Genomic DNA, 25,426 nt, shown 5'->3' with positions numbered 1-25,426 from the left:
AAGTAGAGACCACGTTATCAAACGTGAAACTCTTACTCCCTGTGGACCTTGAGGGGACTTTTTGCTTGAGCATATTCGAATCGTACTCCCGTTAGCTGGATTTCATAATCCCGCTGTCATCAACTGATTGTACCGCTTGTTGCAATATTTCATTATCCTGAACAAGCGCGAATCGAACGTAACCTTCGCCTGAAGGACCAAAGGCACTGCCTGGGGTTGCGATGACTCCTGCATGTGTAACTAGATCCATGGCAAATTGCTCCGAGCTGTCGTAGTGCGCCGGAATCCGGCTCCAGACGAACATCGTTGCTTCAGGTTTGGCGATGGGCCAACCGAGATTGCTGAATCCATCACAGAGGATGTCTCTTCGCTGTTCATAAATAGCTCTGACCCGTTCAACCTCCGATTGATCACCGGTAATAGCGGCAATTGCTGCTTTTTGGACCGGTAGGAACATCCCGTAATCCATATTGGATTTTAGCTTTTTCAGCATGGAGACCATGGTTGCATTGCCCACACAGAAGCCGATTCGAGCTCCTGCCAGTCCGTACGTTTTTGACAGGGAATTGAATTCCACACCGACGTCCATGGCGCCAGGGAATGCGAGGAAGCTTCCACATGACTTTCCGTCAAACACGAGCTCGCTGTACGCATTATCGTGAAGCACGATAATATCATACTTCTTGGCAAAGGCAATCAGGTCAAGATAGAACTGATCCGGTGCCATCGCAGTTGTCGGATTGTTAGGATAGGAGACCAGCATGAATTTTGCTCGATGAGCGATATCTTCCGGTATATCCTGAAGCTGAATAACATACCCGTTTTCTTCTTTTTGCGGCATATAATACAGTTCTGCACCTGCCAGTAACGGTCCATCCGCAAAGACTGGATAGCAGGGGTCAGGGACTAACACCAGATCACCTTCATCGACAATGGAGAGGGATATATGTGCCAGCCCTTCCTGTGAACCGAGCAAGGAACAGATCTGTGTTGCTGGGTCTAACTCGACCTGATAGCGTTGCTTGTACCAATCGCTTGTAGCTTGCAGCAACTCACTCTGATCATTCACAGCATATATATAATTAGCCGGATCAGCAGCGGCCTCGCATAGTGCAGTTATAATATGCTGCGCAGGTGGGATATTCGGCGTACCCACACTGAGATCAATAACGGGCTGACCGTTCTCCAGTCTGCGGCGCTTGATCTCCAGCAACCTGGTGAAAATTCCTTCGTTGAAATGATCCATTCGTTTGGCAAAGTTCATGATGATGATTCAGCCTCCAATCCTCTTCGTACGCATATTCATTAATAATAAATGGACAGCGACTAAAAGAGAAGAGCAGGGGAAAGCTTGCGGATCATGACTTTACTTTAAACTGACTTAGTTCGTCTTGCAGTTTGCCAGATAGCTGGTTCAACTGTTTCGACAGATCCGCTACCTGTTCGATACTATCCAGCTGATCCTGCGTGCTGGCGCTTACTTCTTCCGTCGATGCCGAGTTCTCCTCTGTGGTGGATGAGATAATCTCCAGTGCCTGGAATATCTCATCTTTGTGTTTGTGTACATTGGCGGTATTAGTGGTAATCTGCATCATACGTTGCTGTAGATCTTTCAGGTCTTTGTTAATACTGAAGAAAACATGTTTGGTATCTTCTACGGATTTGGCATTCTCCTCCGCAATCTTCATACCGCGCATGGTATGTTCAACAGACAGGGTTGTTTTCTCTTCAATAACATTCACCTTTTTGTTGATTTCCTCTGTTGCCTGAGCCGTCTGTTCTGCAAGTTTGCGGACCTCTTCGGCAACGACGGCAAATCCTCTTCCATGTTCGCCAGCACGTGCAGCCTCGATGGAGGCATTCAGGGCGAGCAGGTTCGTTTGAGAGGCAATCTGTTTGACTGTATCCACAAAACTGGATATTTCATTCCGACTCAGGTCAATCTCCTGGATAATAGAGGACATTGCTTGGGTGGACAGGTGGTTTTCCTCGGACCATTTCGATAATTGTTCCACGACCGCAAGTCCTTGGCTGCTTTGATCAGCAGATGTCTGCACGACCGTTCCCATAGCCTGCGCATCGGTAGCAATTTCATCAATTTGGCTGGATAATGAGCCTGTTTTGCGTAAGATATTTTCCGTTTCGATGGACTGATAATTCGTAGCATTGGCAATCTCGTTGATGGCTGTTGATGTGTCATTCATGGTCACAGCCGTTCGTGAGGAGATGGCTTGCAGATCATTCGACGACTGGTTCAGGATTTGCGCCGAGCTGCCGACCATTTGCAGCATGCCCTGAATTTTCTGCACCATGGAATTCAAGCCGGTGGCGATCTGTCCAATTTCATTATTAGATTTGATATCCAGTTTGACAGTCAGGTCACCTTGTTCAATCTGTTTAATCTTGGCCAGCAGCTGTGGTATGGAGCGTAACAGACGGCGAAGGGTAATGTAACAGATAATCACAAGCAGAAGGGTGGCTGCAGCAAAACCGCCAAGTGTAATCCACGTGAATGTTTTTAATTCCGCAAGAACTTCTTCTTCGGATATAGTCAGACCAACGGACCATCCCGTATCTTTGCTGGTAGCGTAGCCGATATATCGACGTTCCCCATTGTCGTTCATAAGTTGTACGCCGTTTTCACCCGCAAGCATTTTCTTGCCGATGTCTCCCATGTCCCCCGTACTGTTCAGGATGTTCTCCTTTAATACCTTCTCTTGATCCGGATGGTACAGAATTTCCCCGCTCTTGGACAGCAACATGGAATAGCCCGTGCTTCCAAGGGAATAACTCTCCATAATCGCCGGGATATCCTTGAATGCAATATCCGCTGCGGCAAAGCCGATCGTGGTATTGTTTTCGTCTTTGATCGGATAAAAGATACCCATGAGTACATCGCCTGCTGCAATATCAATGTACGGATCGGAGAAATAAAGTCCGTCTGCGTCGGTAACCGGCTTGTAGTATGGACGTGATTGGATATCAAAGTCCGGTGCAGATACGACACCATCATTTTGAATCCAAAAGCCTTTTCCATCCAGACCCGCGACCCAGGCATCGGCAAACGAAGGCTCTGCCTTAACGATAGCGGCGAGTGTCGCCTGTGTTTCCGCAGCGTAGGTTGAACTTTTCGCATCCGCAGCAGATGCTGTTGTTTCTATGTATTGCTGAAATAATGTGTTGGTGGACATTTGCTTGACCAGTGCACCTTTTTCCTTGAATAGTGCATCAAATTCACTAACAATGGCTTGTGTCTTGGTCTGGAGCATGGATTCCTGCTGTTTCACCAGAATGTTTCGTGTGCTTGCAAACATAAATGTTCCCAGCACGGCAAAGACAACTACGATAATGATCAGCAGCACAATGGACAACGTATTTGCCATACTGGATGTCCGTGCTCCCGTTTTCCCCCACTTGTTCAACATGTTCGACATATTCCATCTCCCCAGATGATTAATAAAAAGCTCAAAACGCCTAAGTTATATGTCGGCTTAATCTATAGTTTTATGTAGATTTCTGTCGAATAATCCTGAAAGCGACGGAAAGGAAAGGCATGAGTATGAGAAGGATGAAAGGGGAGGGATGAAAAAAGAGGAAAGGAATGAAAAACGGGAATGGGTGGTGGTTCATCCAGTCGATCTTGTTTATAATGGAATGAATTGGAACTATGGATGGAAAAGGGGGATTATCTGTGAGTGAGTTATGGCATGCTTCAATACAGGGGGTTCCATGGAATGCCGAAAAGATGCACCAGGCGGTGCATCTGTTGCGTCGCAGAGCAACGGTTCATTTTCGCGTTGACGCGGATACATACGAGGACCTTGCCGAGCTCGATGCCAAAGTATTCTTTGCCCGGCCGGATCTGATTCTGCACATATCACATATGGACCCTAAAGGGGTGTATTCATCCGGATTTTTGGGGCGACTGGCACAGTTGAAACATGTGTCTGCCTTGCAGCTTGATCTTTCGCAGGCTCAGGATTTGACGATACTGGGTGCGATGGAGCAACTGCAGTTTCTAAGATTGAATTCACCTGCAAAGGCGACCGTGCTCGATTTTATTAAACACTACAAACGATTGACCTTTCTTGAACTGCGTGGCAAATTCAACGGATTTGCTTCCATTGCGGCATGTCTCCAACTGCATACGCTCATTCTGAACTGCACGATCGAAAGTGCTGATGTGTTAGCGGAACTGCCTATGCTTCAGTATCTATCCCTGGATCACTGTGAGTTAAAAGGGGGACTGGATGTATTGACACAGTCGACCATCTCGATGTTGAAGCTCAGCTCTGTTCGCAAACTGACGAGTATTCAGGGACTCGAACAGATGCGCGGGCTGGAATATCTGCATCTGTCCTTGCCCAAGCTGGAGCAGTTATGCGACTTTTCCCATATGACCTCTCTCAGACAGCTCGAACTGGACTATATGAAATCGTTGCGGGATACCAACCATCTATGGACAGCCCGTGCTTTGGAGTCTATTGAACTGAAAGAGATGAATACGGCACTCAAGGCGGATTCTTTTGCTGGACTAACAGGGTTGGAGCACTTACGCCAAATCGATTTTCGTTTTATTGATGTTAACAAAGGACGAATTGCAGCTATGCGTGATCACCTGGACAAGGCCGGAAAATCCCATTTGTTATATGAAAATATCCCTGAGCAAGAACGCCTGAATTCTATAGGTATTGCGCACTTGTCGCATGTATTAATGTAAACGGGCTTCTGTCCAGCGTGTGTATACAGAGCGCACTCCGGTGAACGGACCGATTGAGGCGTGTAGATGTCATTGCTATCTAGGTGTTCGTATCCGTTAATGCAGGCATGTTGATCTCTTTCACGCAGGCCGCTTTGGACAAGCTGATGATACATCGAACGATGGAGACCATGTCCTGCAGGGGAATGCGGGTCCCATCATACTCGGCCAATGCACGTTCCATCCCGTCTTCATACGGAATTTCTGCCGCCAGTTCTCCCGGGTTGATGCATGTCACCGCGATGCGGTCATTTCTCGTATGTTCTCTTAGAGCTTCCGTAATACCCCGTATGGCAAATTTGGAGGCGACAAAAGAAACCTGGCTGCTGCCTGCATTGCTCAAACCGGCTGTTGAACCAATCAGGATGATCTTGCCTGCTTCAGACTGGCGGAGCTGAGGCAGTAAAGCCTGTATACATACAATTGTAGAAGTCACATTCACATGGATCAGCTGACTGATATCTGCGGGTTCATCCTTATCAAACGTGTAGTGCTCTTCAAATCCTTCCTTTTCCCAGATCCCCACGTTATAAATAAGCACATCCAACGTCTCGCCTTGAAGTTGGCTGGCAACTTGCTCTGCGGCCTGAAGCTCGGAAAGATCAGCCTGAATCCATATTCGCTCGACGCCATCCTCCACGGACAGACTTTCCGGCTTGCTGCGGGAGACCACCCAGACCTTATCACCGGATTGTGGCACACCTCTGACAAATGCATCGCCCAATCCCTTGCTTGCACCAAAGACAATTATATTTTTCAAATAAAGCCCTCCTTATCGATTAGAAATTAATAATATTTACATTAATCTATATCTTACTATAAAGGTGATATATGGAACATGAAGTTTACATGAGGTATGCTTCATCCTTATCAAGAAAAACCACCCCTGCCCCGCAAGGACGGGAGAGAGATGGTTGGAGAGATCATGATAACATTAATGGTAAAGTTTTAACTCGGCGATGGACCACCACCACTCGGGAGTGTCCGCGGTCAAGGCAATTTTGATGTATCGCGCCGTTTGTCTGGAGAACGTATGTGAGATGACAGGTCCTGTTCCCAGTGCTTCCGTAACCCCTTCCCAACGTTCGCCATCATCAGAAGTGAAAAGCTGGAAGCTGCGAGCATAATCGTTGCTGCTGCTGCCTGAGTCCATTGTCAAGCGGCTGAAGCTCTGCTTGCTTCCCAGATCAATCTGGACCCATTGACTGGCATGTTGACCAGATGAAGAGGTCCAGCGTGAATTCAGATCGTCGTCGAGCATCGCCGCAACATCTTCAGAGGTGGAGGCAGTCGCTGTCCATGATGTTCGATCCAGTTCAGCAGGTAGCAGATGATCCTGTTCCTCGGATATCCAAGGTGTCTGATCAGCGGTATAGACCTCTAATTCAGCCACGGACCACCAATGAGAATCGGTACCCGTCTGTACGACCTTAATATAACGTGCCTCATGCAGTGTAAAAGCGATAGAAAGTAGCGCATCTGATCCTTCACCCGAAGCCAAGGCTTTTCCCCAATGCTCTCCATCCAGAGAAGTATATATTTCATAACCGCGAGCAAAGTCTTCCCGGCTGTGCGCGCTGTCCAGCACAATCCGATTCACTGGCTGCGAGGCTCCCAGATCAAGCTGAATCCATTCGCCGCCTGTTTGAGTCTGACCGGAGGTCCAGCGTGTTTGGTCCGAGCCGTCGAGTATAGCCGATGCATCGTCTCCGGAGGAAGCTGTCACGGACCAGCCATCTGGCAGCAGCCTCTTTTGTTTGCCCGTTCCATTATGATGAACAAACAACTCGGAGATCGTCCACCATTGATCGGAATCCCCGATCTGCACCATTTTCACATAACGTGCTTGCTGTTCAGGGAAAGTGATGGACATGCGTCCAGGCGTGCCTTCGCCGCCCGCAATGGATGTGCCCCAGTGTTCACCGTCATCCGAGACATAAATCCGATACTGTCTCGGATAGTCTTCTTTCGCATGGCCCGGGTCCAATTCTATGGCATCGAAAAAACTCTTTTGGCCGAGGTCAATGGTAATCCATTGTCCTTTGGTTTGCTTCCTACCGTTTGTCCATAGTGTATCTGAACTTCCGTCCAGCATATTGGCTGTAACATCTGCTCCTTGAGTAGAGGAGGCGGTTACGATCCATGAAGAGCGATCTGGAGGCGGTACGGGCTGTGGGAGCTCTGGTGTTGCTTCAAGTTTGCCAAATCGGGCAAGCTTTAGTTCAGAGATCGACCACCAGCTGTCTGCAGAGGAAGTCAATACAATTTTGACATAACGGGCGGTTTGCATGCCCAAATCAACGGACAGACTTGGAGATGTTCCTGCTCCCTCTGCGATAGGCTCGCTCCAGTTCTCGTTATCTTTGGATACGTAGATTTCGTACCCGTGAGCATAATCACCGCCGTTGTTGCCGGAGTTCATGAATACCGTATCCATAGTCTGTTCGCTACCCAGATCGATATGCAGCCAATCGCCGGGCTTCTGAATCTGTCCGGATGACCAGCGTGTAGTCAGATCACCGTCCACCATGTGCTCTACCGGCTCCGAACTGGAGGATGCCGTAATGGTCCATTGGCTCCGATCGAGATAGACTACACCCTGAGAGGCATCCGGCTGTTTAACGACGGAATGTTCCAGCGGGTTAACCTTTACTTGCGCTTTGGCATACACGGTAGCCGAACCCAAAGCGCCATGGGCATTGTAGAAATGAACGGTTTTGACAGTGTCGGACGGATTCCAGATTTGAGCTGTATAGACGCCGTCTTTTTCATACACGGTTGCTGCCGGATCATCTGCCCATATATCCATCGTGCGTGTTCCCGTAGAAGCCATGCTGTGCATGAACCAGTACGCGTTAAAACCTTCATTTTGCTGCATCTCGCTCGTATTCCATTTGGCTAGAGCACCTTGCGGGTCTCCAATGGACTGGAATGGCCAGATAATATGCTGCCATGTGCGCTCCTGCTGACCACCCAGGTCCTTAATGAGACCATTGTAGAGAGCCTTAGTATTCTGCGGATCACGTCCATAATAGGTCATCCATTCCGCTGGCGGCAGCCAGTGAATACCGTAAATATGCTCCGCCTCATTAGAGAAGTACGTTCCATACAGGTAGGCGCTGCCGTACACATGACCTATCGTAGCGTGTTGGTAATCCTCCAGCCAGTTATCCCCGTCATAGTTAAACCAGTATTGCTCGGCAGCTTTCTCTTCAGTCATGAAGCCCCAGATCCCGGTGTCGCGATAGGCTTTGTTGCCTGTCACCTCACCCCACATATATTGGCCGACCCAACTAAAGAGCGCTTCTCCTGCGGCCTCCTGGTTATTCCCGCTGCGATTATCGGCGTAACCACCTGCCCAGGAGTGACCAGCGTACGGATCAAAATTGCGAAGCCATGGAAACTGATCATCTGTCCGTGAAGGATTGGCATAGTCCCGAATCAGAAGCTCAACCATGTCGCCGTAATCTTGCAAGAATGTTTTGTCATATGTGGCCAGTACAGCCGATGCAAAAACGTAATAACCGTAGGTGAAATGATGATCTGTCAATCCGGTATTAACACCGAATCCACTACCGTAAGGGAAGATGGTTCCCCATTCATCCGAATAATAAAAATAATACGAGTGCAAAGGTTCGTCCGGCGAATAGGTATACCAATCTGTCAAAATGGTTCGAAGCAGGGACAGATAGTTGTCTCGTCGTACCGTATCTCCTATCTGGTCGCTGATGAGTACACCCAGTGCAAGTGGATGAAGCTTTTTCCCTTGCCAGTAAGGATCCTCGCTCATCAGATTGCCTGCGGTATCCGCGTCAAGCTGATCCAGATAGCTGATTAATTGTGCACGCGAGTAGGTTGGATCATCTGGCTCCACAAATTGCGGAATAATGCCATAGAATCGATCCTGTGTCGTAAACGTATTGCCTTCACTTACTTTCATCATGCCGCGAATGGAAGGGTAAGCAAGCTCCGTTACCGGAGTAGTCGCTAGTTTCCATTGGTGCGGCAACAAGGCCATCAGTGTCTCGGAGGAAAAGCCTGCCCGCTTCGTCCGGGTTACCGAGTTGAAGGTAGTCGTTACAAGTGAAGTGCTCTCATTATAATTGTAGTCCACTGTTGTATCGGTTACAAAGGCGTAGGCATGCCGGTAATAATAAGACAGTTCTGCCGCGGACGGCAGGGTAGCCAGGGACAGATAGTCTTCGCTCTGGCCCAGCTTGATTTTGAGCGTATTGCCAAGTTTCATAAATACGGTTCCTTCAGGTGCAAAGATCCCGTAGTTTCTTGTAAAGGTCTGAGGCGTGGGCGCTCTGTCCTGATTGGTTACTTCAACACCGATATGATCGGCCGTCAGCGATTCTCCATCATTCAGAACAATTTCACGGTTCTGATCATCGAAGAGACGTGTGATGTTGGGAGAACGAACAATAATGGTGTCCGGGTTATCGAAGGTGTTGTACAGGAAAGGGGAACCTTTCACAAACGTGGTATTCATTTTGGCTGTGTCATCATCGCTCATGATGATCGTTGCGGAATAATCCCCATATCCCGCCACCTTGGTATTTACCTCCGCCGGGTTCATATTGCTGGTGCTCATGATCAGATCCGGTTCACCGTCAGCGTCCATAGAACCACCATCAGCCGAAACGTAACCAGCTCCGGGATTCAGAAGTTGAAGTCCTTGTTTGGTATATCTGCTTTTAAGCGGAAGTGTGACCAGACTGTTGCCATCCCCCAGATCGGATACAAGAATAGACTGCCACCAGTCATTGGAAGGGAGGGGCGCTGTGATGTCAGCCGTGCGATTTTTCGGGTTTTTCGGCTGCAGCATGGTGATGTCATTTACAGCGTAACTGCCGGAACCCACCTTTACCGAGGACGGTTCAGGGATATTCGGAATTGTATGCACAGGTTTGGCATCGCCTTCGATATACTCGTAGACGTCGAATGCGTACAGGGAGTATCCGTTGGTTGTTCCTCTGCCAAGTCCGGCTAATTTCACATACCGTGCTTCGGCGTATACCGGAATCTCATCCCGTCCACCGTCGCTGTGCAGTTCCCGGTATAATGTAGTCCACTGGTCTGCATCATTTGATACTTGAATATCGTATGCACGTCCAAAAGCGTTTTCCCATTGTAGGGATACGTTCCCGATTTCCCGGACTAGTCCAAGGTCTACAACAATCCATTCCTGATCCATGTAGATGGAAGACCAGCGTGTATCCGGACGGCCATCCGTTACATTCCGGGCTTCGTAATTCCCTTTTTCCATTTTGGCTTTATCCTCGGCTGAACGGCTGGGCTCATCAATTTCTTCCGAAGATGCTGTAACCGGTTGTCCTAGTGCAAGGTTCATTGCTAATGGTTTGGGAGGTGGATTTGCTCCGCCCGTCCCATATACATTGAATTCGTATACAGAGACGCCATAGGCTGGCTGTGCTCTTTGATGACTGAACAAGCGCACATATCGAGCCTCCGCTGTGACCTCAATTTCTGTCAGGCCGCCTTGCCCCTTCGTTGTTGAGTAAACAGACTGCCAGTTGACCTCGTCGTTGGATACTTCCAGATCAAAGGCGGAAGCATACGCATTTTCCCACTGGATGGAGATGCCCGAGATGGAGGCCACCGTGCCTAAGTCAACATAGATCCACTGCGGATCTTGCTGCCATATGCTTTCCCAGCGGCTGTTTTTGTTGCCGTCAACCACAAGATCTGCCGTATTGCCGCCCAGAGATGAGGAACTGTACACAGGCCGGTTCAGGGATAACAGATGATGTTCCTCATCTGCGGCGTTCACTTTTGAGACCGGCCACAGCGGGATGCTGCTAATCAACAACAGAACAGATAACAGCAAGTTCATGTAGATGTTGTGTGTTTTTCCTCTTTGACTCGTTCGTACCTTCATATGACTACTCCTTTGTTAGCCCTTGCCATCTCACCAGACAGAGCTTCTCTTATTCTCTTACTCGCTACCGTATGTATCATTTTGTTTCCCGTGTTGCTTTTGTGAGATGTGAATCCAATGCTCAACACGGGATATTCAGGTGCCCCATTTTGTATATCGATCATTTTGTCTGGAATATAAAGGTTTTTTAATCGTTTTCGTGGAAAAAGAGACATATGTCCTACATAATGTATGGGGAATGTGCAACTGTGAAATCAAGATTTGGAATCGTTGTTCTCCAACAATACGATATCTTCGCCCCGTTGTTGCCTGTGAGCAATATTGTCCCTCCCCCAAGCACACATGACATCCACGATGGTGTTGGCGGTAACGCCATATTCTGTAAGTCCATATTCTACTTTGGGAGGCATCTGTTGGTAGACATGTCTGGTGACAAGGCCGTCCCGCTCCAGCTCGCGCAATTGTTGAATCAGTACTTTTTGCGAAATGCCCGGGATGCTGCGCCCTAATTCGCCCGTTCTCTTTACTCCGGACATCAATTGACAGATGATCAGCGCCTTCCACTTGCCACCTATAATTTCGAGCGTCGCTTCAATGCCCAGATTGTATTGTTTCATCCTGATTCACCTCAGTTTAAGTTTTACGTGTTATATAGGGTGTAACTATTTATTTTCTCACGGTTCTGACACTGAAGTCCATACACACTTTGAGGTAACCATCTTACTTCATTGTGTGTATTTTCTTTTGACTGGATGTGGTCGATAATGGTCCATATTCAATAAAGAAACCAGCACCCTGGATGGGAAGAAAGGAACTTATGATGAAAACACTTGTTATTCTGGCACATCCCGATATCGAAAGTTCAAGAGTCAATCGTCGCTGGAAGGAGGAGTTGTTGCAGCATACAGATGATATTGTTCTTCACGAATTATATTTGGCCTATCCCGATTGGAAGATTGATGTTTGCCGAGAACAAGAGTTGCTGGAGACGCATGATCATATGATGTTGCAGTTCCCGTTATATTGGTACAGTTACCCACCGCTGCTAAAGAAATGGTTTGATGACGTGTTTACCCATGGATGGGCGTACGGATCGAAAGGTAATCGATTGAAGGGAAAGCGGATGGGTCTGGCCATGTCCATAGGGGATAAGCAGGAGAATTATGCGAAAGATGGTTCCATCGGTTACAGCGTAGAGGAACTTGTTGCACCCTTCGTAGCAAGCATGAATCATGTAGGGGTTCAGGCGCTGCCGTATTATGCAGTCTATGGTGCCTCGTTCCAGGCTACGGATGAAGAGATTAACCGAAGTGCTGAAGAATACATGCGTTATATAAAGCAGTTCCGGGATTTTTGAAGTTAAAAGCTGAAACTCTTCATAAGAAATGTACTGAAAAGGACCTGACTCCACACATGGTGAAGTCCAGGTCCTGATCAATAAACGAAACATTAATAACCGAATAAAACTACATTTATTCTACGCGGAAATAATCGAAATCTGCATATCCTCCGGTAGACTTCGTTGCATAATTGAATAGTGCAAACCGGTATCCCATAAAGTGTGGCAGGGTGTAAGACATTTGAAGTGTATTGCCAATGGTTGTCCAGTTGCTGCCATTCAGGCTATAAGCAAAGTAGGCTTTGTCGGTTTGGTTCGTAAAATCACAGATGACGCGTAGATAGATTCTGTTCTGGTTTAATGGCACAGTTGCTACTTCAGTCATGGTGCCGGAACTGGCATTAGCCATAACGATGGATTTGGTGCTGCCCGTCATTTTTACGCCGACAAAACCATATTTGGCCTGAAAAGCAGCGAGTCCAGCATAATCACCATCCTTCATGCCGGCTGTATCCAAAGCGGTCATTCCTGTGCTTTTTGGACCAAAGGTTCGTTGTGTCAGCGTGTTGCGGGCTTCTAACAGGTTCTTGCTGATTTTGCCTGCGGTTAACCGCATGAAACCGGGCCGCTGGAGCAGGGACCAGTTGGCAGCATCAGGGTTATGATTCCACTGCCAGAAAGTAGTGAGACTGGATGTACCGGAAGATGAATTGCTCGTCAGGGAGACGTCATCTACATAAAACGCCATCAAATCATTGGTCGGGTCCGGATTCGAATTATACGGTGTTTCCACAAAAATAAAGCTTTGGGACAGGTCTGCATTTGACGGAACGGTATACGTACCTTGAATGGTACCCCACTGTCCGCGAGTTAACGTCGCACTGCCCATAATGGTAATTCCGGTATAACTTGCACCGTTCTGGATGCTAAGATTGAACGTTTTGGTTGCAGGACCAGTAGTGTATTTGATCTTTGCCGAAAAAGAGTATGTTCCTCCCGGTACCAGCTTGCCTGTAACCATCTGTTTGGCTCCACCTGCTGTCTGCTGTCTGCCGCTGACGAGCAGGCTTTTTGTACCGCTGAACGCTTCGACATTTGTTACGGTGATGTTCGCCGTATTGTTGCTGGTCCACGGCTGAATGCTGCTTTCCTCAAAGCCGCCGTTCACTAACAGTTGCGTTACTGAGGGTGTGCCTGATGTGGTTGCGTTGAACTCATCGGACCCGTAGATTTTGGCAGCAGGCTGACCTTCAATGGGCATATTCATGTTAAGGGGGACCTTGCCGTTCACCCCAAACACAGGCCAGTTATCAGACCACGTCACAGGTACGAGATAGGGGATGCGCCCAATGGCTCCGCTATCACGAAACAGCAAGCCGTACCAAGCGCCGGATGCGGTATCCACGATGCCTCCTTGGGCGATTCCCGAGTCTCTGAGTACAACTTTACCTGTGTATGGACCTGTCAATGTGTTTGCACGATAGGCAAGCTGAATGCGACCATCACCCGAAGGCCAGGCAATCAGGAATACATAGTACATACCATTGATCTTCTGAATGTGTGCTCCTTCTGCCTTTACAATCATGTTGGAGCCGGCTACACTGCTTGCGTTTGGAATCAGGACCTGATTGAGCCCGCCGGATTTAACGGCTTTGGCATCAGGTGTCAGCTCAACGATACTGATGTTATCACTGCCATGAACAAGAAAGGTTCGATTCCCGTCAAACAAAAGGGAGGGGTCATGGTAATAACTGTTCAATGTGTAAGGTGTCCATGGTCCTGTTTCAATATTGCTGGTTTGGTAAATATACGTCTTGCCCGTGGAAAGCGATCCAAAGGCCACATAATATATACCGTTGTTGTACCGCAAACTGCTCGCCCAGGAACCACGCCCATACTCGTTTTGTCCATTGTTCAGATTCTGTATATCCCCGTTTCCAAGCGTATCGTATACATAGTTTACGATGCTCCAGTTGACCAGGTCGTAAGACTTCATGACCGGGACTCCCGGATTCATATGCATCGTTGTGCTTGTCATATAAAATGCATTGCCTACCCGAATGACGTCACTGTCAGGAACATCCGCGTAAATAACCGGATTGCTGAACGTTGCGGCCGAAGCTGCCGGACTTGTCAAAGGGAATGATGTTATAAGCAAAGGAAGAGCGAGTAGAAGAGCACTGATTTTTTTCCACATATTCTATCCTCCCAATTGATCATGTCCTATGAATTAAAGCGAGTACTCCAGATAATCAATGTAAGCATCCCAAGTGCCATTATCCGTTGTTACGACCAGCTTGATTTCCTGATTGCCTGTACCGTGAGTGATGCCGGTGAGGGTTTGAACGGTCGGCTCCGTTCCCGTGAAGTAGAAAGAACCAGCGGTTACACCCCCGATGACCAGATCAACACGGGCTGTATTATTATTGTTGGAAGCGCCGCGGACAGAGAATTGATGGGTTGGGAATGCAAAATATTGATTGTATGCTGCATAATCATTGTTCCCGTAAAGAGCGACTCCATTAAAAGGGGAACTGATTACGCCAGCGTATTGGCCGCCAAGCGTCATATTCTCGGCTTCGTAACGCGTAACGTTTGGATTGGGATTAGGATTTGGGTTAGGGTTGCCGCCCGAACCGGATGTGAACTGCCAGTAGTCCAGTTTGAACAGATTTCCATTGCCCGAGCCTGTAAACACCAGATACAAACGATGCACCCCTGTAGCATTGGTAACATTGGTCTCCATCTCGCGCCAAGTTTGCGAACCGCCAGTTGAACTTACGTTAAGTGTTCCAACTAGTGGGCCTGTCGGACTGTCCAGTCGAACCTCGATGTTGCCATTTCCGGTAGAAGCGACATTGGCCTTGAACTTGGAGGCTCCAGCTGAGCCAAAATCAACATTGCCGACCGCGATCCAATCCCCGTTATGAATATTAGTGACATTCTGATTGGCTACAGGTCCACCGCTCGCTTGACTCGGTTCAGTGTTAATTCCTGCTTGCCAGCCAATGGTTTCGGCTTCCACGCGGACATACGGGTTGAGGTTAGTGGTCTGAGGTACACCTGTCATATTCCCCTGAACTTCCTGGATTGTTCCATCCGCATTATGTGTCAGTTTGTTGATATGTGTGGAACGGTACCCTTTACCATCACCGAGGAATGCCTTGCTTACCGTTTGCGCATGGTACGCCACATACCATTCGTTGTTGAATTGGAACACGGCATGGTGGTTATTGCCGCCTACACCGAAGAACGTGCCGGGATTTTTCAGAAAGTGTCCTTTATACGTGAAAGGCCCCATCGGGCTGTCGCTGACCATGTATCCGATCTCACCTTTTGGATATGCAGTGGGGTGTGTTCCCGCGAAGTTGATGCAGTAGGAGTAGTAATATTTGCCGTTATACTTGTGGATGCCAGAATCTTCGAACATATAAGGAGAATCAATAGTCACAGCACTGCCCACCACACTGGTCATGTCGGCACCGAGACGAATGACCCGAGCTGTTTTGGGATTGGCAATGGAAGCAGCATTGGTATCGTTCGGGATGCCGCCTCCAGCATACAAGTAAGCAGAGCCATCATCATCGACAAGCACAGCCGGATCAAAGAGCCATGTTACGCCGGACATACCCGGTGTACCGTGAGTCAGGAGGGCACGACCAATTGGATCGGACCACGGTCCAATGGGGGAATCAGCCGTGAGTACGCCAATACCTCCACCCGAGTTGGCAAAGTACAGAAAAAACTTTTCTTTGCCAGCAATGGTTTTCTTCGCCATGGCAGGAGCCCAGGACTGAGTAGCCCATTTGGCAATTCCTTGTCCATTATTGGCATTATTCGCACCCGCTACCGGGATGGAACCATGGTCTGTCCAGTTCACCATGTCAGCTGAGGAGATGACGTTAATTTTCCCGATCGTGCTGTACTGGTTCTCTCGGACAGAGCCGTCACTGTTGTACAGATATGCATCACCTGTCATGTAGACATAGACCCGATTGTTATGGACGAGCACATAAGGATCGGCTCCCAGTTTATGATCGATGAGGGGGTTAGAGTTTCCAGGAAGTTTGGCAACGGCTGCATTGGCTGCATGGCTTGATTCCATGGGCAGGGTGACAAAGATTAACAGACACGACAACAACAAAACTAGCGGTTTACGAATCATACGTTTCGCCTCCATGAGATTGGATTAGTTGGTGAGCTGAAATTCAGGATAGCTGAGATGATGAAATGCCGAAAAAACGAAAAGATTTTCCTCATGTCACCCCCTTCTTGAAATAATGGTTAGGTTGGCTGTTAGGATAAGTCTTCATGTTGTCATATATGGTTTAAGCCAGACAACCTGTGCACCGGGTACGTGGTCACGGCAGCAAGGGGAGTGGCTATAACCCGAAGTAAGCCTGCATCTGTGGGTGCGAATAGAAAAGCTATAATCTGTCAGGTTTCTTTTTGTAATCGCTTTCAATAAAATGGGCTAGAACACTGAAATTTGGCGAAGAAAGAGGTTTGGCCACATTTAAATGTAATTATCTTTCATATTTTCATTTAAATGTTTATTAACTTGACGATATCATATCACAATTTTAAGATAATACAATCTTTTTCTATTTTTTAGTAGAGGATGAAGAAAATGATTATTCTATGTGTTTAACATTGGGCTTGATGGTAAAATACGATCTCATATTCTATAAAACTACACTTTCAAGCATAGCTTTACCCGGCCAACAATTAGATACGAGAAAAAGACGTCTTAAGCTGTGACCGTTTCCCTGGAATCTACCAGAGGAACGGTTATTTTCGTTTTTTTCTGGAATCGATCCTGGTTATATAACAAAATCTACTCTTACTTGCTGACCAACTTTGACATTGCATTACATATTCCAGTTTTTGTATAGCTAAAGCCCTGAGCGTAGAAGGTTGTTAAGTGATAATGGTGGGGTGCCCCCTGTGTTTTGTCCACACCGTTGATTGAGTGTTTGAATATTACTATCGAGTGAGCTTATGCCAAATACTGCTAGAGTCAGAGGTTCATAAAGGTGGGATGGGAAAAATGGCTATTTTGTCGACTGGGCCGATTGAAAACAATCCGGTTTCCGGGGTTAGACCGACACAACAGGTAACGATTAGATTGGTAAGTCGGGCTGAGGTGGATTCTGTAACAGTCTCCATTCAGGGGTATGTGCTAAGCACAACAAGAACGCTGTATGTGAGTGAAGTAATCAGTATTGCCCCTAATGAAGCAGTGACCAGAAATTATTTTGCAGATTTAGATGCTTTTGAGTTTGTTTTTGGAACAGATGCGGAAGGCGTGGAGGAAGTAGAAATTTCAGTGTGGGGCAAACAAGCCTCTGGACAATTGGTTGATGCACACCGAGTGGTAGAGCACGAAAAAACAGTCAAGAACAGCTAAAAGATAAAATTTACTCAAAAAGGAGATGTAACGATGAGCTTTTTATCAACAGGGCCAATAGAAAATAATGCTGTTAGCGGTGTAAGACCGACTCAGACAGTTACAGTTAAAATTGATAACCGCAGTGATGTGACTACCTCAACCATACAAATACAAGGGTATTACATGAGTGGTGGAATGAGAGTTCTGTATGTCAGTGAGACTTTCGACCTTGCACCCAATCAGGTAATAACCAACAACTACTTTGCCAATCTGGATGCCTTCGAGTTTACTTTTACAACAACAGCGACGATTAATGATCCTGTTCAAGTATCCGTATGGGGTAAGAGCAGCACAGGCGCTTTGGTAACAGCCCATCGTTTGGTTTCTTCCGAATTGCTGGGCGAAACCCCAAGCATCAACGGAGCTACAGGCGCAACTGGGGCTACGGGGGCGACAGGCACACCAGGGACAGCTGGAGTGACAGGTGCAACAGGCGCACAAGGCACAGCAGGTACAACGGGAGTAACCGGAGCAACAGGCACAGCAGGTACAACGGGAGTAACCGGAGCAACAGGCACGGCAGGTACAACAGGTGTAACCGGAGCGACAGGCACAGCAGGTACAACCGGAGTAACGGGAGCGACAGGCACAGCAGGTACAACGGGTGTAACTGGAGCGACAGGCGCATCAGGTACAACCGGAGTAACGGGAGCAACAGGCACAGCAGGTACAACGGGTGTAACGGGAGCGACAGGCACGCCAGGTACAACGGGTGTAACAGGTGCGACAGGCGCAGCAGGTACAACCGGAGTAACGGGAGCGACAGGCACAGCAGGTACAACGGGTGTAACCGGAGCGACAGGCACAGCAGGTACAACAGGAGCAACAGGAGAAACAGGCGCACCAGGTACAACGGGAGTAACCGGAGCAACAGGCACAGCGGGGACAACGGGAGTAACCGGAGCGACAGGCACGGCAGGTACAACGGGTGTAACAGGTGCGACAGGCGCAGCAGGTACAACTGGAGTAACCGGAGCAACAGGTACAACCGGGGCTACGGGTGCGAGTGGTTCTGGAACAATTATTCCTTATGCATCAGGACTTCCCGTTGTGTTGACTACAGTTTTGGGTGGACTTTTGAATACTTCCAGTTTAGTTGGTTTTGGTAACAGTTCGACCGGAGTAAGTGTTAACGGAGGAATTATTGATCTCACAGGCGCTGCAGGCACATTGCTTAACTTTGCTTTCTCAGCATCGCGTGCAGGAACGATTACTTCACTGGCCGCTTATTTCAGCACAACAGCCGGACTTAGTTTGGTTGGATCTACAGTAACCTTAACTGCACAATTATTCCGATCCACTACACCTAATAACTCCTTTACAGCTGTACCGGGTGCATTGGTAACCTTAGCTCCTCCACTGACCGGCATTTTGGCACTGGGCACAATATCCAGCGGGGTGACTACAGGGCTGAGTATTCCGGTATCTGCCGGTGACCGCCTGCTTATGGTATTCTCAGCATCAGTAACAGCCGGAATTGATGTGGCTACAACGGTAGCGGGATATGCAAGTGGCGGCCTTACCATCACTTAACGGAAAATGGGCTATATAACAAGTTTAAAGACAGGGACTCTTGCCAACATGGTGAGAGGTCCCTGTTTATGTGTGTGCTTTTGTTTTCAAACTCTCTTCAAATGAAAGATAAGGACTATACAAAAACATAAAAAGACGAGGATTGCTCCTCGCCTCGTACATACCGCGGCCTACTCAATTTCACTCTGTTTTGGTTAGGCTGTCTACGACAAATTTAAGTTGGGCTTCCAACGAAATTGGGTCACTAAATACGAAGCCACGGCTTTCCTCGCGATAAACGTGATTATTCTGGACAGCAGAGAGGTTATCCCAGATAGGACCTTCAAAAACGGAATCTCCACTCTCATCACCTGTCCATCCACTTACAAAGATATAATCTCCTGCATATTGTGGTAACAATTCAAGTGATAACTTGGCCCAACCTTTGCCGCTATCGATGGCTTCCTTCTGAATGATCGGCGGTGCCTTCAGGCCAAACTCTCCATAAATAATATCTCCACCTCTACCAAAGCTCCCGTAGGCATAAAATTCTTTGGCACTTCCCGTATCAAAAATCGAAACCGTGCGATCACCTACCGCTTGCTCCACGAGTGGTTTATATTCAGCGATCTTAGCATCCCACTCTGCGATCCAGGCCTTCGCTTGCTCTTCTCTACCAGTCATCTTGCCAAAATCCATCAATTGCTCCCGTAGAGGTATTCCATATTCAACAGCGACGGTCGGCGCAATTTTGGACAGTTTTTCGATCGTTTCAGGGTCATTCCAAACGACAATTAAATCCGGTTGCAACTCCATGATTTTCTCGTAGGGTACATCGTTACCGATGTTGACAACGTCATCGAGCTTTCCTTCTGTATAACTGTTAAAGGACTCATCACCAGTTCCAACAGGCTTAAGGCCAAGAGCTAGCAAATGACCGGTAAAGGCTCCTGCAACCATTACGACCCTTTGAGGTTTTTTGGGGATTTGTACTTCACCGTTAACCGCAGAATAGGTTACCATCTCCGAGCTTCCGTTTGTGGTGTTACTGATATTACTCTCTGCACCTACAATTGGACTTTGCGTACTGCCAGTGCTTCCATTCGTGTTTGCTGGCCTGGAACATGCGCTAACCAATAGAGTTAGGCACAACAGTAGGGTAATTCCTACAGGTAGTTTGCTTCTATACATCCGTAAATCTCCTTTTTCGCTATGTTGATAATGATTATCATCTCTGATATCAATATAACGACGGAGTTTACGCGGAGCAATGGATGATCGAAGCCTAAGGATAGGACGATAAGAACCTTTTGTCACTTGTCCGGACTCATCCTTGAATTGCTTTGGTGTGACTCCCGTATGTTTTTTGAACATTCTTATAAAATAGGATACATCAGCATATCCGACGCTTGCAGCGACTTCTTGCAGAGATAACTCGGTCTTTTGCAACAGCGTTACTGCTTTGTTCATCCTAATACCGATTAAGTAATCGATTAGACTTGCGCCAGTTTCACGTCGGAAGTACTTGGACAGATAAGGGACGCTGTAATGGAATGTATGAGCGAGGGTTTCCCGCGTCAGCGGCTTGGCGTAGTGCTCCTGCATATAGCGAATAAGCTGAGAAGCAAGGTTAGGCCTAACAATGCTTACCTGCTGTTGATCCATTTGTCTGAGCAATTCATATACAAATTGATAGAATAGTGTTTTGGTATGGAGTCGCTCCAAGCGTCCCGGTTTATTCCACTCGCCCAGCATTCGCTCAGTGATTTCGTAGAGGATGGCAGGATGATATGGAATAAAACCGTACTGGAGGTGGAATGGCAATGGTTGATCCGGTTGTTGAAGTGTATGCTGCTTGCCAGGCGGCGGTAAGGAGGCTTTATAGAAAATCAGGTAATAATGAAAGGATTCGTCCGTTAGGATGATGTCCAGACGGGTGTTTTTGCCCCCATGAAGCATATAAAATGGTTTGGTAGCATGCTCATTTCCGTCTAAGATCACGGTTGCATTGCCATCCGTTACGTACAAAAAGGCGCTGGCAGGGAACAGGTAAGGACGTACGCACTCGTCGGCCTGTATGACAATATGTCGTACATCCATGATTTTGAGCGATGCACAATTCCAGATGAGTATGTGTTCTTGTACATTCAAGGTTGCGTTCAATAGAGAGTTGTCTTCCTTCCATGAGCTGTTGAAGCCAGCCTTTTATGTGGTGAGGTTATTATATAATAATATTAGTGGCTTTTTGTCACTTTCCAGAACGTTCCCCGTAGTACCGGATTCTTCTCATAACTTTCGAGTATAAAGGCGAAAAATGTTTGATGTCATGACCTCTCCATGATCTAAAGAAAATCGCCGAATTCTCCATGTGCATGGTCTTTATTGTGGCGGGATGTGGCACACAGGCCGATAGCGGTTCGTTCACCGGAAACCAGGCACCCGAAACATGGGGTTCGTATTGCACAGCGCATCGGTGCCCCGTTTCCTTTACAGTCTTCCAAAGGCTACGATCAACGCAAGAACTATAAAAAAGATATTAACGCCAAGCTCCCGGTACTCTTTACGCCAAATATGAAACAGCATCCCGAACAGGGTGACCGTAGCCAAAGCGATTGCCGCGATCGGCGTAAGCACCGGAGTGATGTTCAGCGCCCAAGGCAAAACAAGGCCCAGCGCTCCGAGTAGCTCCGCGATTCCGATCAAAACAACTAGACTTTTTGGCACATCATTGACCCAGGCCCAGGTCTTTTTTGACGACTCGATACGAATGGTTTTCATCCATCCTGAATATATGAAACCTAGCGCCAATATAAGTTGTACGATCCATAACGTTACATTCATCTTTTCTTATCCTCTCACTTGCTCGATTTTAATATCTGCCTCTATACTAAAGTGAGAAGGCCCAATCTGGAAGTAGGCACTTAAACCTAACCAGGTAACCAAAAGTATACCCTGGGATGGTCAGAAAGTGAGGAATAAGAATGACGGTATATTGCAAATTCGGAACGGCCTTGGATATTCTTACGGGTAAATGGAAATCTTTGATTCTTCTACGCCTGCTGAGCAACGGTACAATGCGGTTCAGCGAATTACAAAAAGCCATTCCAGATATTTCGAAAAAGATGCTGACCCAGCAGTTAAAAGAACTGGAGTATCACGATATTGTGCATCGCGAAGTATATGCCCAAATTCCGCCTAAGGTCGAATACTCGATTACGGAGTACGGACAGCTCATGAAACCTGTGCTCCAGACAATGAGCGACTGGGGAGCCGGCCATATGCAACATATGGAGAAGCTGTACGGCGAAGAAGACGAAAAAGGAGCAAACCCATCCGAACCTCGGAAAATCGATTCCTTGGGGTGATAGGGTGACAAGGGAGAGTTAGTTTTGAATAAACATAAAATTGTGATCATTGGTGCAGGGATTGTTGGGGCGTGTATGGCCTATCATCTAGCCAAACGAAATCAACATGTAACTGTTATTGAACGGCACTCAGCCGCGGCGCGTGAAGTCACAGAAAAATCATTTGCCTGGATACATACGACGCATAGAGTGGCTCCTGAATACTGGCATTTGTACGATGCAGCTGTGGAAGAATATCACACACTTCAGCAAGAGTTGTCCGAACTGAAAATTCATTGGCATGGCGCGCTAACTTGGGACATTCCGCCTCTAAGGGAGCAACACTTTCAAAAATTAAACCGGGAGCAGCTTGAGGCATTGGAGCCCAATCTGAAGGAATATCCGGATGAAGCCATGTTTGTCAGCGAAGAAGGTGCGGTGGACCCTATTGCGGTAACGGAGCTGTTGTTGAGCAAAGCGCAAGAGTACGGAGCAAAGATTCAGTTCGACACCAACGTTACACAGCTGAAGCAAGAGGGTTCCCATCTGGTTGGTGTCCATACATCCAAGGGTTTTGTGGAGTCGGATGTTGTGGTATTGGCTGCAGGAACAGGTACACCCGAACTTTGTAACCCGTTAGGTTGTCACGTGCCGGTAACTTCGTCACCTTCGATTCTGATTCGGATGAAAACTGCTAATAAACTGATACACACATTAATCTCCAATGCGCAATTTGAAGCGCGTCAACTGACAGATTATACGCTACTGGCTGCGGAAGATTATATCGACGAGTCGGAGGAAAACGGACCACAGGCGGTCGGTAAGCGAGCTTACGACACATTGCGTCGCAGTCTCAAGCACGGAAATCAACTGGAACTGGAGAGCATAAAGGTTGGATGGAGACCCATGCCAGAAGACGGTTATCCGATTGTAGGCTTCCATGATCACATGAATGGACTTTATCTGACGGTAATGCATTCTGCAATTACGCTGGCGCCGCTGATTGCGAATCTGGCTGCAAGTGAAATTATTGATGGCAAATCAAGAAATGAATTAGACCCTTGTCGCCTCTCACGGTTTTAGAATCACCACACAACGAAAAGTACATCGCTCAAGTGGCGATGTACTTTTCGTTGTGTATATTTGTTGGAGTCTTCTACACTTCCCCAGTAGCCACCGGATTCTCCTCATAACTGTATTCGCAGCCACTGGCGAATGGCAATTCCATGCTAGCTATTCATCTACCTGTGTGAATCTCGCTAGCGGATTTGGCACCTTGACTTTCAAGCCACGGGATCAGTTCGGATGAAAAATTACGTTTTGCTGTGTCCAGTGGAGTCATTCCATCCCAGCTGGCTATCCAGTTCAATTCTGCGCCTTGGTCAAGAAGGTACTCGGCTGCTTCTCTTTGTCCTCCATGGCAAGCACACCAGAAGGCAACGGTTACTGCATTGGGAGGAGAAGGGGAGGTGCTTGTTCCCCAAGGATAACGTCCCGGGAGTTGGGCCCCTTTAAAATGTTCTTGTATGGCGTGAATATCTCCAAGGGCGGCCGCATGCCAAAGGGCAAAGATCGCGCCGCGCTCAACCAAGCGCCGTGCTACATCCCATTGTGCAAAAGCAATAGCATCGTCCAGCGGCGTGCCACCGGCGATTACCGCGCCAGGCGTTTCAATGTCTGCGCCAGCATCAAGAAGGGCATCGAGCACTTGAACGTCATTGGAGCTTGCAGCCCAATGCAAAGGTGTTTCAATATGTGGACCGACAAAAGGAGCGTTCACTTCCGCACCAAACTTGGTCAATACTCGCACGGCATCCGCTCCATTAGGGAAGTGCCCCGGCCAATCCGTCACCACGTGCAGTAGCGTTCGAGAGATACTGGAGTCTGCATCTACGTTGTCAGGCTTTCTTTCCAATATTCTTATGTTTGCCAATCCCGGATTCTCTGCCAGCAGTTGCTCTAACGTTGGAATATCTCCAGTGTGAATGGCTTGAATAACGCTCACTGCAAGTTTTTCATCTTCGTAAATAAATTCCATGCGCCAATCTCCTTCCAGGCTTATATCCATATTCATGTATATGGTTCTTATCACAGTTTGATTGAGAAGCATAATTAAACTTTTTAGGTAAGCATCTGAACTGCACATCTGGCATGATACTCTGCAAGCCCCCTAGCGAATTGCTGATCGGGGAATTGTCTGTGAAACAGTTTCAGTCCTCCTGATATCAAGGACAAATGATGGCAAAATCGATAAAATGTCATCCGCTCCGGGTCGAGATCGTTATTTTTTAAGTAATGATAAAAGTCTCCAAATCGAAACTCCAGAAAGCTATGCTCATGTTCGAGATCGAAGAATCCTGCGCCCTCAATATCAATAAGGCATGGTTGCATAGCATGATCTATCCATATATGATCCGGACCTAACTCTCCATGAATGAAACTATAGAGATCTCTAGATTGAATTGCTGCTTCCAATTCGTAAAGTTTCTCAAGCAACCTTTCTTCATTTTTCCTTATATCTGTCATGTGTTTGGATGCATAGGATAAGGCTGTTTCGGCATCTAACCGCTGAACTTGGTAGCTAGGCCCAGCCTTTTTACTGTTATCGTTGGCGTTTCCATAAACGATTCTTTGGATGTTATGCATATTAGACAACATATCCCTGATCCGTTGAAACAACTCATCCCGATCTTTGTGATTTTTATGCTGGAAAAACGCTTCGGCTTTCTGTCCATCCACATACTCAACAAGAGCAAAATCATAAGAGTGCTGGTCTCTATCGTTATTTAGATCATACAAGATCGGTGTTCGAATTCCATGTTGAGCGAGAAAGCGAGTATTCAAAGAGAAAAGTTCGCTGCCATAGGAACTGTGGAAAGTGGGTTCATTCAAGATCTCTTCCTGAAAATAGTTGCTGGAAATATCCCAAACGTACAGCATACAAGTGAAACCATTCGTGCAGTCAATTTTGTAAATAACTTTTTGTGCGCCTCCATGTATTCTTGCGCTCTGCGTTATGAGGTAACTGGCACCAAATACATGTTGCACATAATCCTGTAATTCTTCACGAGTAAGATGGTTGTTGGACATCATCGATTTATGCTCCGTTTCAAAT

The 25,426-nt window shown here is 47.4% G+C and carries 17 protein-coding genes; 6 read left to right on the top strand and 11 right to left on the bottom strand.

Annotated elements, in window-relative coordinates:
* Positions 1 to 91 precede the first annotated feature (91 nt).
* Together MHH25_RS21990 and MHH25_RS21985 are read right to left on the bottom strand one after the other, a co-directional pair.
* Positions 92 to 1,264: an aminotransferase class I/II-fold pyridoxal phosphate-dependent enzyme gene (locus tag MHH25_RS21990; protein WP_340018046.1), complete on the bottom strand. Its 1,173-nt coding sequence runs from the start codon at positions 1,262 to 1,264 to the stop codon at positions 92 to 94.
* Positions 1,265 to 1,358: 94 nt separating this feature from the next.
* Positions 1,359 to 3,434: a methyl-accepting chemotaxis protein gene (locus tag MHH25_RS21985; RefSeq protein ID WP_180361896.1), complete on the bottom strand. Its 2,076-nt coding sequence runs from the start codon at positions 3,432 to 3,434 to the stop codon at positions 1,359 to 1,361.
* Positions 3,435 to 3,691: 257 nt separating this feature from the next.
* On the opposite strand from MHH25_RS21985, the gene MHH25_RS21980 reads away from it, so the two are divergent.
* Positions 3,692 to 4,720, top strand: coding sequence for a hypothetical protein (locus tag MHH25_RS21980; protein WP_036668627.1), 1,029 nt, complete (start codon positions 3,692 to 3,694; stop codon positions 4,718 to 4,720).
* Between the two features lie 79 nt (positions 4,721 to 4,799).
* Here MHH25_RS21980 and MHH25_RS21975 read toward each other — a convergent pair whose 3' ends face one another.
* From MHH25_RS21975 to MHH25_RS21965, 3 genes are all read right to left on the bottom strand, one after another.
* The gene (locus MHH25_RS21975; RefSeq protein WP_036617480.1) at positions 4,800 to 5,519 is read right to left on the bottom strand and encodes an SDR family NAD(P)-dependent oxidoreductase; all 720 of its coding nucleotides are present in this window, start codon (positions 5,517 to 5,519) and stop codon (positions 4,800 to 4,802) included.
* 174 nt (positions 5,520 to 5,693) lie between these two features.
* Positions 5,694 to 10,664, bottom strand: a complete 4,971-nt coding sequence (locus MHH25_RS21970; RefSeq protein ID WP_051449598.1) for a discoidin domain-containing protein — start codon at positions 10,662 to 10,664, stop codon at positions 5,694 to 5,696.
* A 254-nt stretch (positions 10,665 to 10,918) separates the two neighbouring features.
* A complete protein-coding gene (locus tag MHH25_RS21965; RefSeq protein ID WP_036668626.1) occupies positions 10,919 to 11,281 on the bottom strand; it encodes a helix-turn-helix domain-containing protein in 363 nt (120 codons plus the stop codon).
* Between the two features lie 203 nt (positions 11,282 to 11,484).
* Here MHH25_RS21965 and MHH25_RS21960 point away from each other — a divergent pair, with 203 nt between their 5' ends.
* Complete coding sequence (locus MHH25_RS21960) at positions 11,485 to 12,021, top strand: NAD(P)H-dependent oxidoreductase (RefSeq protein ID WP_036668718.1); 537 nt, start codon at positions 11,485 to 11,487, stop codon at positions 12,019 to 12,021.
* A 115-nt stretch (positions 12,022 to 12,136) separates the two neighbouring features.
* Here the strand turns inward: MHH25_RS21960 and MHH25_RS21955 are convergent, their stop codons facing one another.
* Positions 12,137 to 14,200 carry a family 43 glycosylhydrolase gene (locus MHH25_RS21955; RefSeq protein WP_340018045.1) on the bottom strand — a complete coding sequence of 688 codons (2,064 nt, stop codon included), beginning with the start codon at positions 14,198 to 14,200 and terminating at the stop codon, positions 12,137 to 12,139.
* 33 nt (positions 14,201 to 14,233) lie between these two features.
* On the bottom strand, positions 14,234 to 16,168 hold the full coding sequence (locus MHH25_RS21950) for a carbohydrate-binding protein (protein ID WP_340018044.1): 1,935 nt from the start codon (positions 16,166 to 16,168) through the stop codon (positions 14,234 to 14,236).
* 885 nt (positions 16,169 to 17,053) lie between these two features.
* Between MHH25_RS21950 and MHH25_RS21945 the strand changes: the two genes are divergently transcribed.
* Together MHH25_RS21945 and MHH25_RS21940 are read left to right on the top strand one after the other, a co-directional pair.
* The gene (locus MHH25_RS21945) at positions 17,054 to 17,413 is read left to right on the top strand and encodes a hypothetical protein (RefSeq protein WP_282320607.1); all 360 of its coding nucleotides are present in this window, start codon (positions 17,054 to 17,056) and stop codon (positions 17,411 to 17,413) included.
* Between the two features lie 33 nt (positions 17,414 to 17,446).
* Complete coding sequence (locus MHH25_RS21940) at positions 17,447 to 18,988, top strand: exosporium glycoprotein BclB-related protein (RefSeq protein ID WP_340018042.1); 1,542 nt, start codon at positions 17,447 to 17,449, stop codon at positions 18,986 to 18,988.
* Between the two features lie 180 nt (positions 18,989 to 19,168).
* On the opposite strand, the gene MHH25_RS21935 is transcribed toward MHH25_RS21940, so the two are convergent.
* Both MHH25_RS21935 and MHH25_RS21930 read right to left on the bottom strand, forming a co-directional pair.
* A complete protein-coding gene (locus tag MHH25_RS21935) occupies positions 19,169 to 21,130 on the bottom strand; it encodes an AraC family transcriptional regulator (RefSeq protein ID WP_340018041.1) in 1,962 nt (653 codons plus the stop codon).
* 324 nt (positions 21,131 to 21,454) lie between these two features.
* A complete protein-coding gene (locus MHH25_RS21930) occupies positions 21,455 to 21,808 on the bottom strand; it encodes a DoxX family protein (protein WP_340018040.1) in 354 nt (117 codons plus the stop codon).
* 140 nt (positions 21,809 to 21,948) lie between these two features.
* On the opposite strand from MHH25_RS21930, the gene MHH25_RS21925 reads away from it, so the two are divergent.
* Positions 21,949 to 22,332, top strand: a complete 384-nt coding sequence (locus MHH25_RS21925) for a helix-turn-helix domain-containing protein (protein ID WP_340018039.1) — start codon at positions 21,949 to 21,951, stop codon at positions 22,330 to 22,332.
* Positions 22,333 to 22,356: 24 nt separating this feature from the next.
* Positions 22,357 to 23,394, top strand: a complete 1,038-nt coding sequence (locus MHH25_RS21920) for an FAD-dependent oxidoreductase (RefSeq protein ID WP_340018038.1) — start codon at positions 22,357 to 22,359, stop codon at positions 23,392 to 23,394.
* 154 nt (positions 23,395 to 23,548) lie between these two features.
* Here the strand turns inward: MHH25_RS21920 and MHH25_RS21915 are convergent, their stop codons facing one another.
* The gene (locus MHH25_RS21915) at positions 23,549 to 24,349 is read right to left on the bottom strand and encodes an ankyrin repeat domain-containing protein (RefSeq protein ID WP_340018037.1); all 801 of its coding nucleotides are present in this window, start codon (positions 24,347 to 24,349) and stop codon (positions 23,549 to 23,551) included.
* An 83-nt stretch (positions 24,350 to 24,432) separates the two neighbouring features.
* A complete protein-coding gene (locus tag MHH25_RS21910) occupies positions 24,433 to 25,359 on the bottom strand; it encodes a phosphotransferase (protein WP_340018036.1) in 927 nt (308 codons plus the stop codon).
* Positions 25,360 to 25,426 lie beyond the last annotated feature (67 nt).

This window comes from Paenibacillus sp. FSL H3-0457 (assembly GCF_037981725.1).
Taxonomy (GTDB): Bacteria; Bacillota; Bacilli; order Paenibacillales; family Paenibacillaceae; genus Paenibacillus; species Paenibacillus amylolyticus.
This window is presented reverse-complemented; position numbering and strand designations above follow the sequence as displayed.

Excerpts from the sequence above, each read along its gene's own strand:
- MHH25_RS21990 (WP_340018046.1), bottom strand. The coding sequence starts at position 1,264 with ATGAACTTTGCCAAACGAATGGATCATTTCAACGAAGGAATTTTCACC.
- MHH25_RS21985 (WP_180361896.1), bottom strand. The coding sequence starts at position 3,434 with ATGTCGAACATGTTGAACAAGTGGGGGAAAACGGGAGCACGGACATCC.
- MHH25_RS21970 (WP_051449598.1), bottom strand. The coding sequence starts at position 10,664 with ATGAAGGTACGAACGAGTCAAAGAGGAAAAACACACAACATCTACATG.
- MHH25_RS21965 (WP_036668626.1), bottom strand. The coding sequence starts at position 11,281 with ATGAAACAATACAATCTGGGCATTGAAGCGACGCTCGAAATTATAGGT.
- MHH25_RS21960 (WP_036668718.1), top strand. The coding sequence starts at position 11,485 with ATGAAAACACTTGTTATTCTGGCACATCCCGATATCGAAAGTTCAAGA.
- MHH25_RS21955 (WP_340018045.1), bottom strand. The coding sequence starts at position 14,200 with ATGTGGAAAAAAATCAGTGCTCTTCTACTCGCTCTTCCTTTGCTTATA.
- MHH25_RS21950 (WP_340018044.1), bottom strand. The coding sequence starts at position 16,168 with ATGATTCGTAAACCGCTAGTTTTGTTGTTGTCGTGTCTGTTAATCTTT.
- MHH25_RS21945 (WP_282320607.1), top strand. The coding sequence starts at position 17,054 with ATGGCTATTTTGTCGACTGGGCCGATTGAAAACAATCCGGTTTCCGGG.
- MHH25_RS21940 (WP_340018042.1), top strand. The coding sequence starts at position 17,447 with ATGAGCTTTTTATCAACAGGGCCAATAGAAAATAATGCTGTTAGCGGT.
- MHH25_RS21930 (WP_340018040.1), bottom strand. The coding sequence starts at position 21,808 with ATGAATGTAACGTTATGGATCGTACAACTTATATTGGCGCTAGGTTTC.
- MHH25_RS21925 (WP_340018039.1), top strand. The coding sequence starts at position 21,949 with ATGACGGTATATTGCAAATTCGGAACGGCCTTGGATATTCTTACGGGT.
- MHH25_RS21915 (WP_340018037.1), bottom strand. The coding sequence starts at position 24,349 with ATGGAATTTATTTACGAAGATGAAAAACTTGCAGTGAGCGTTATTCAA.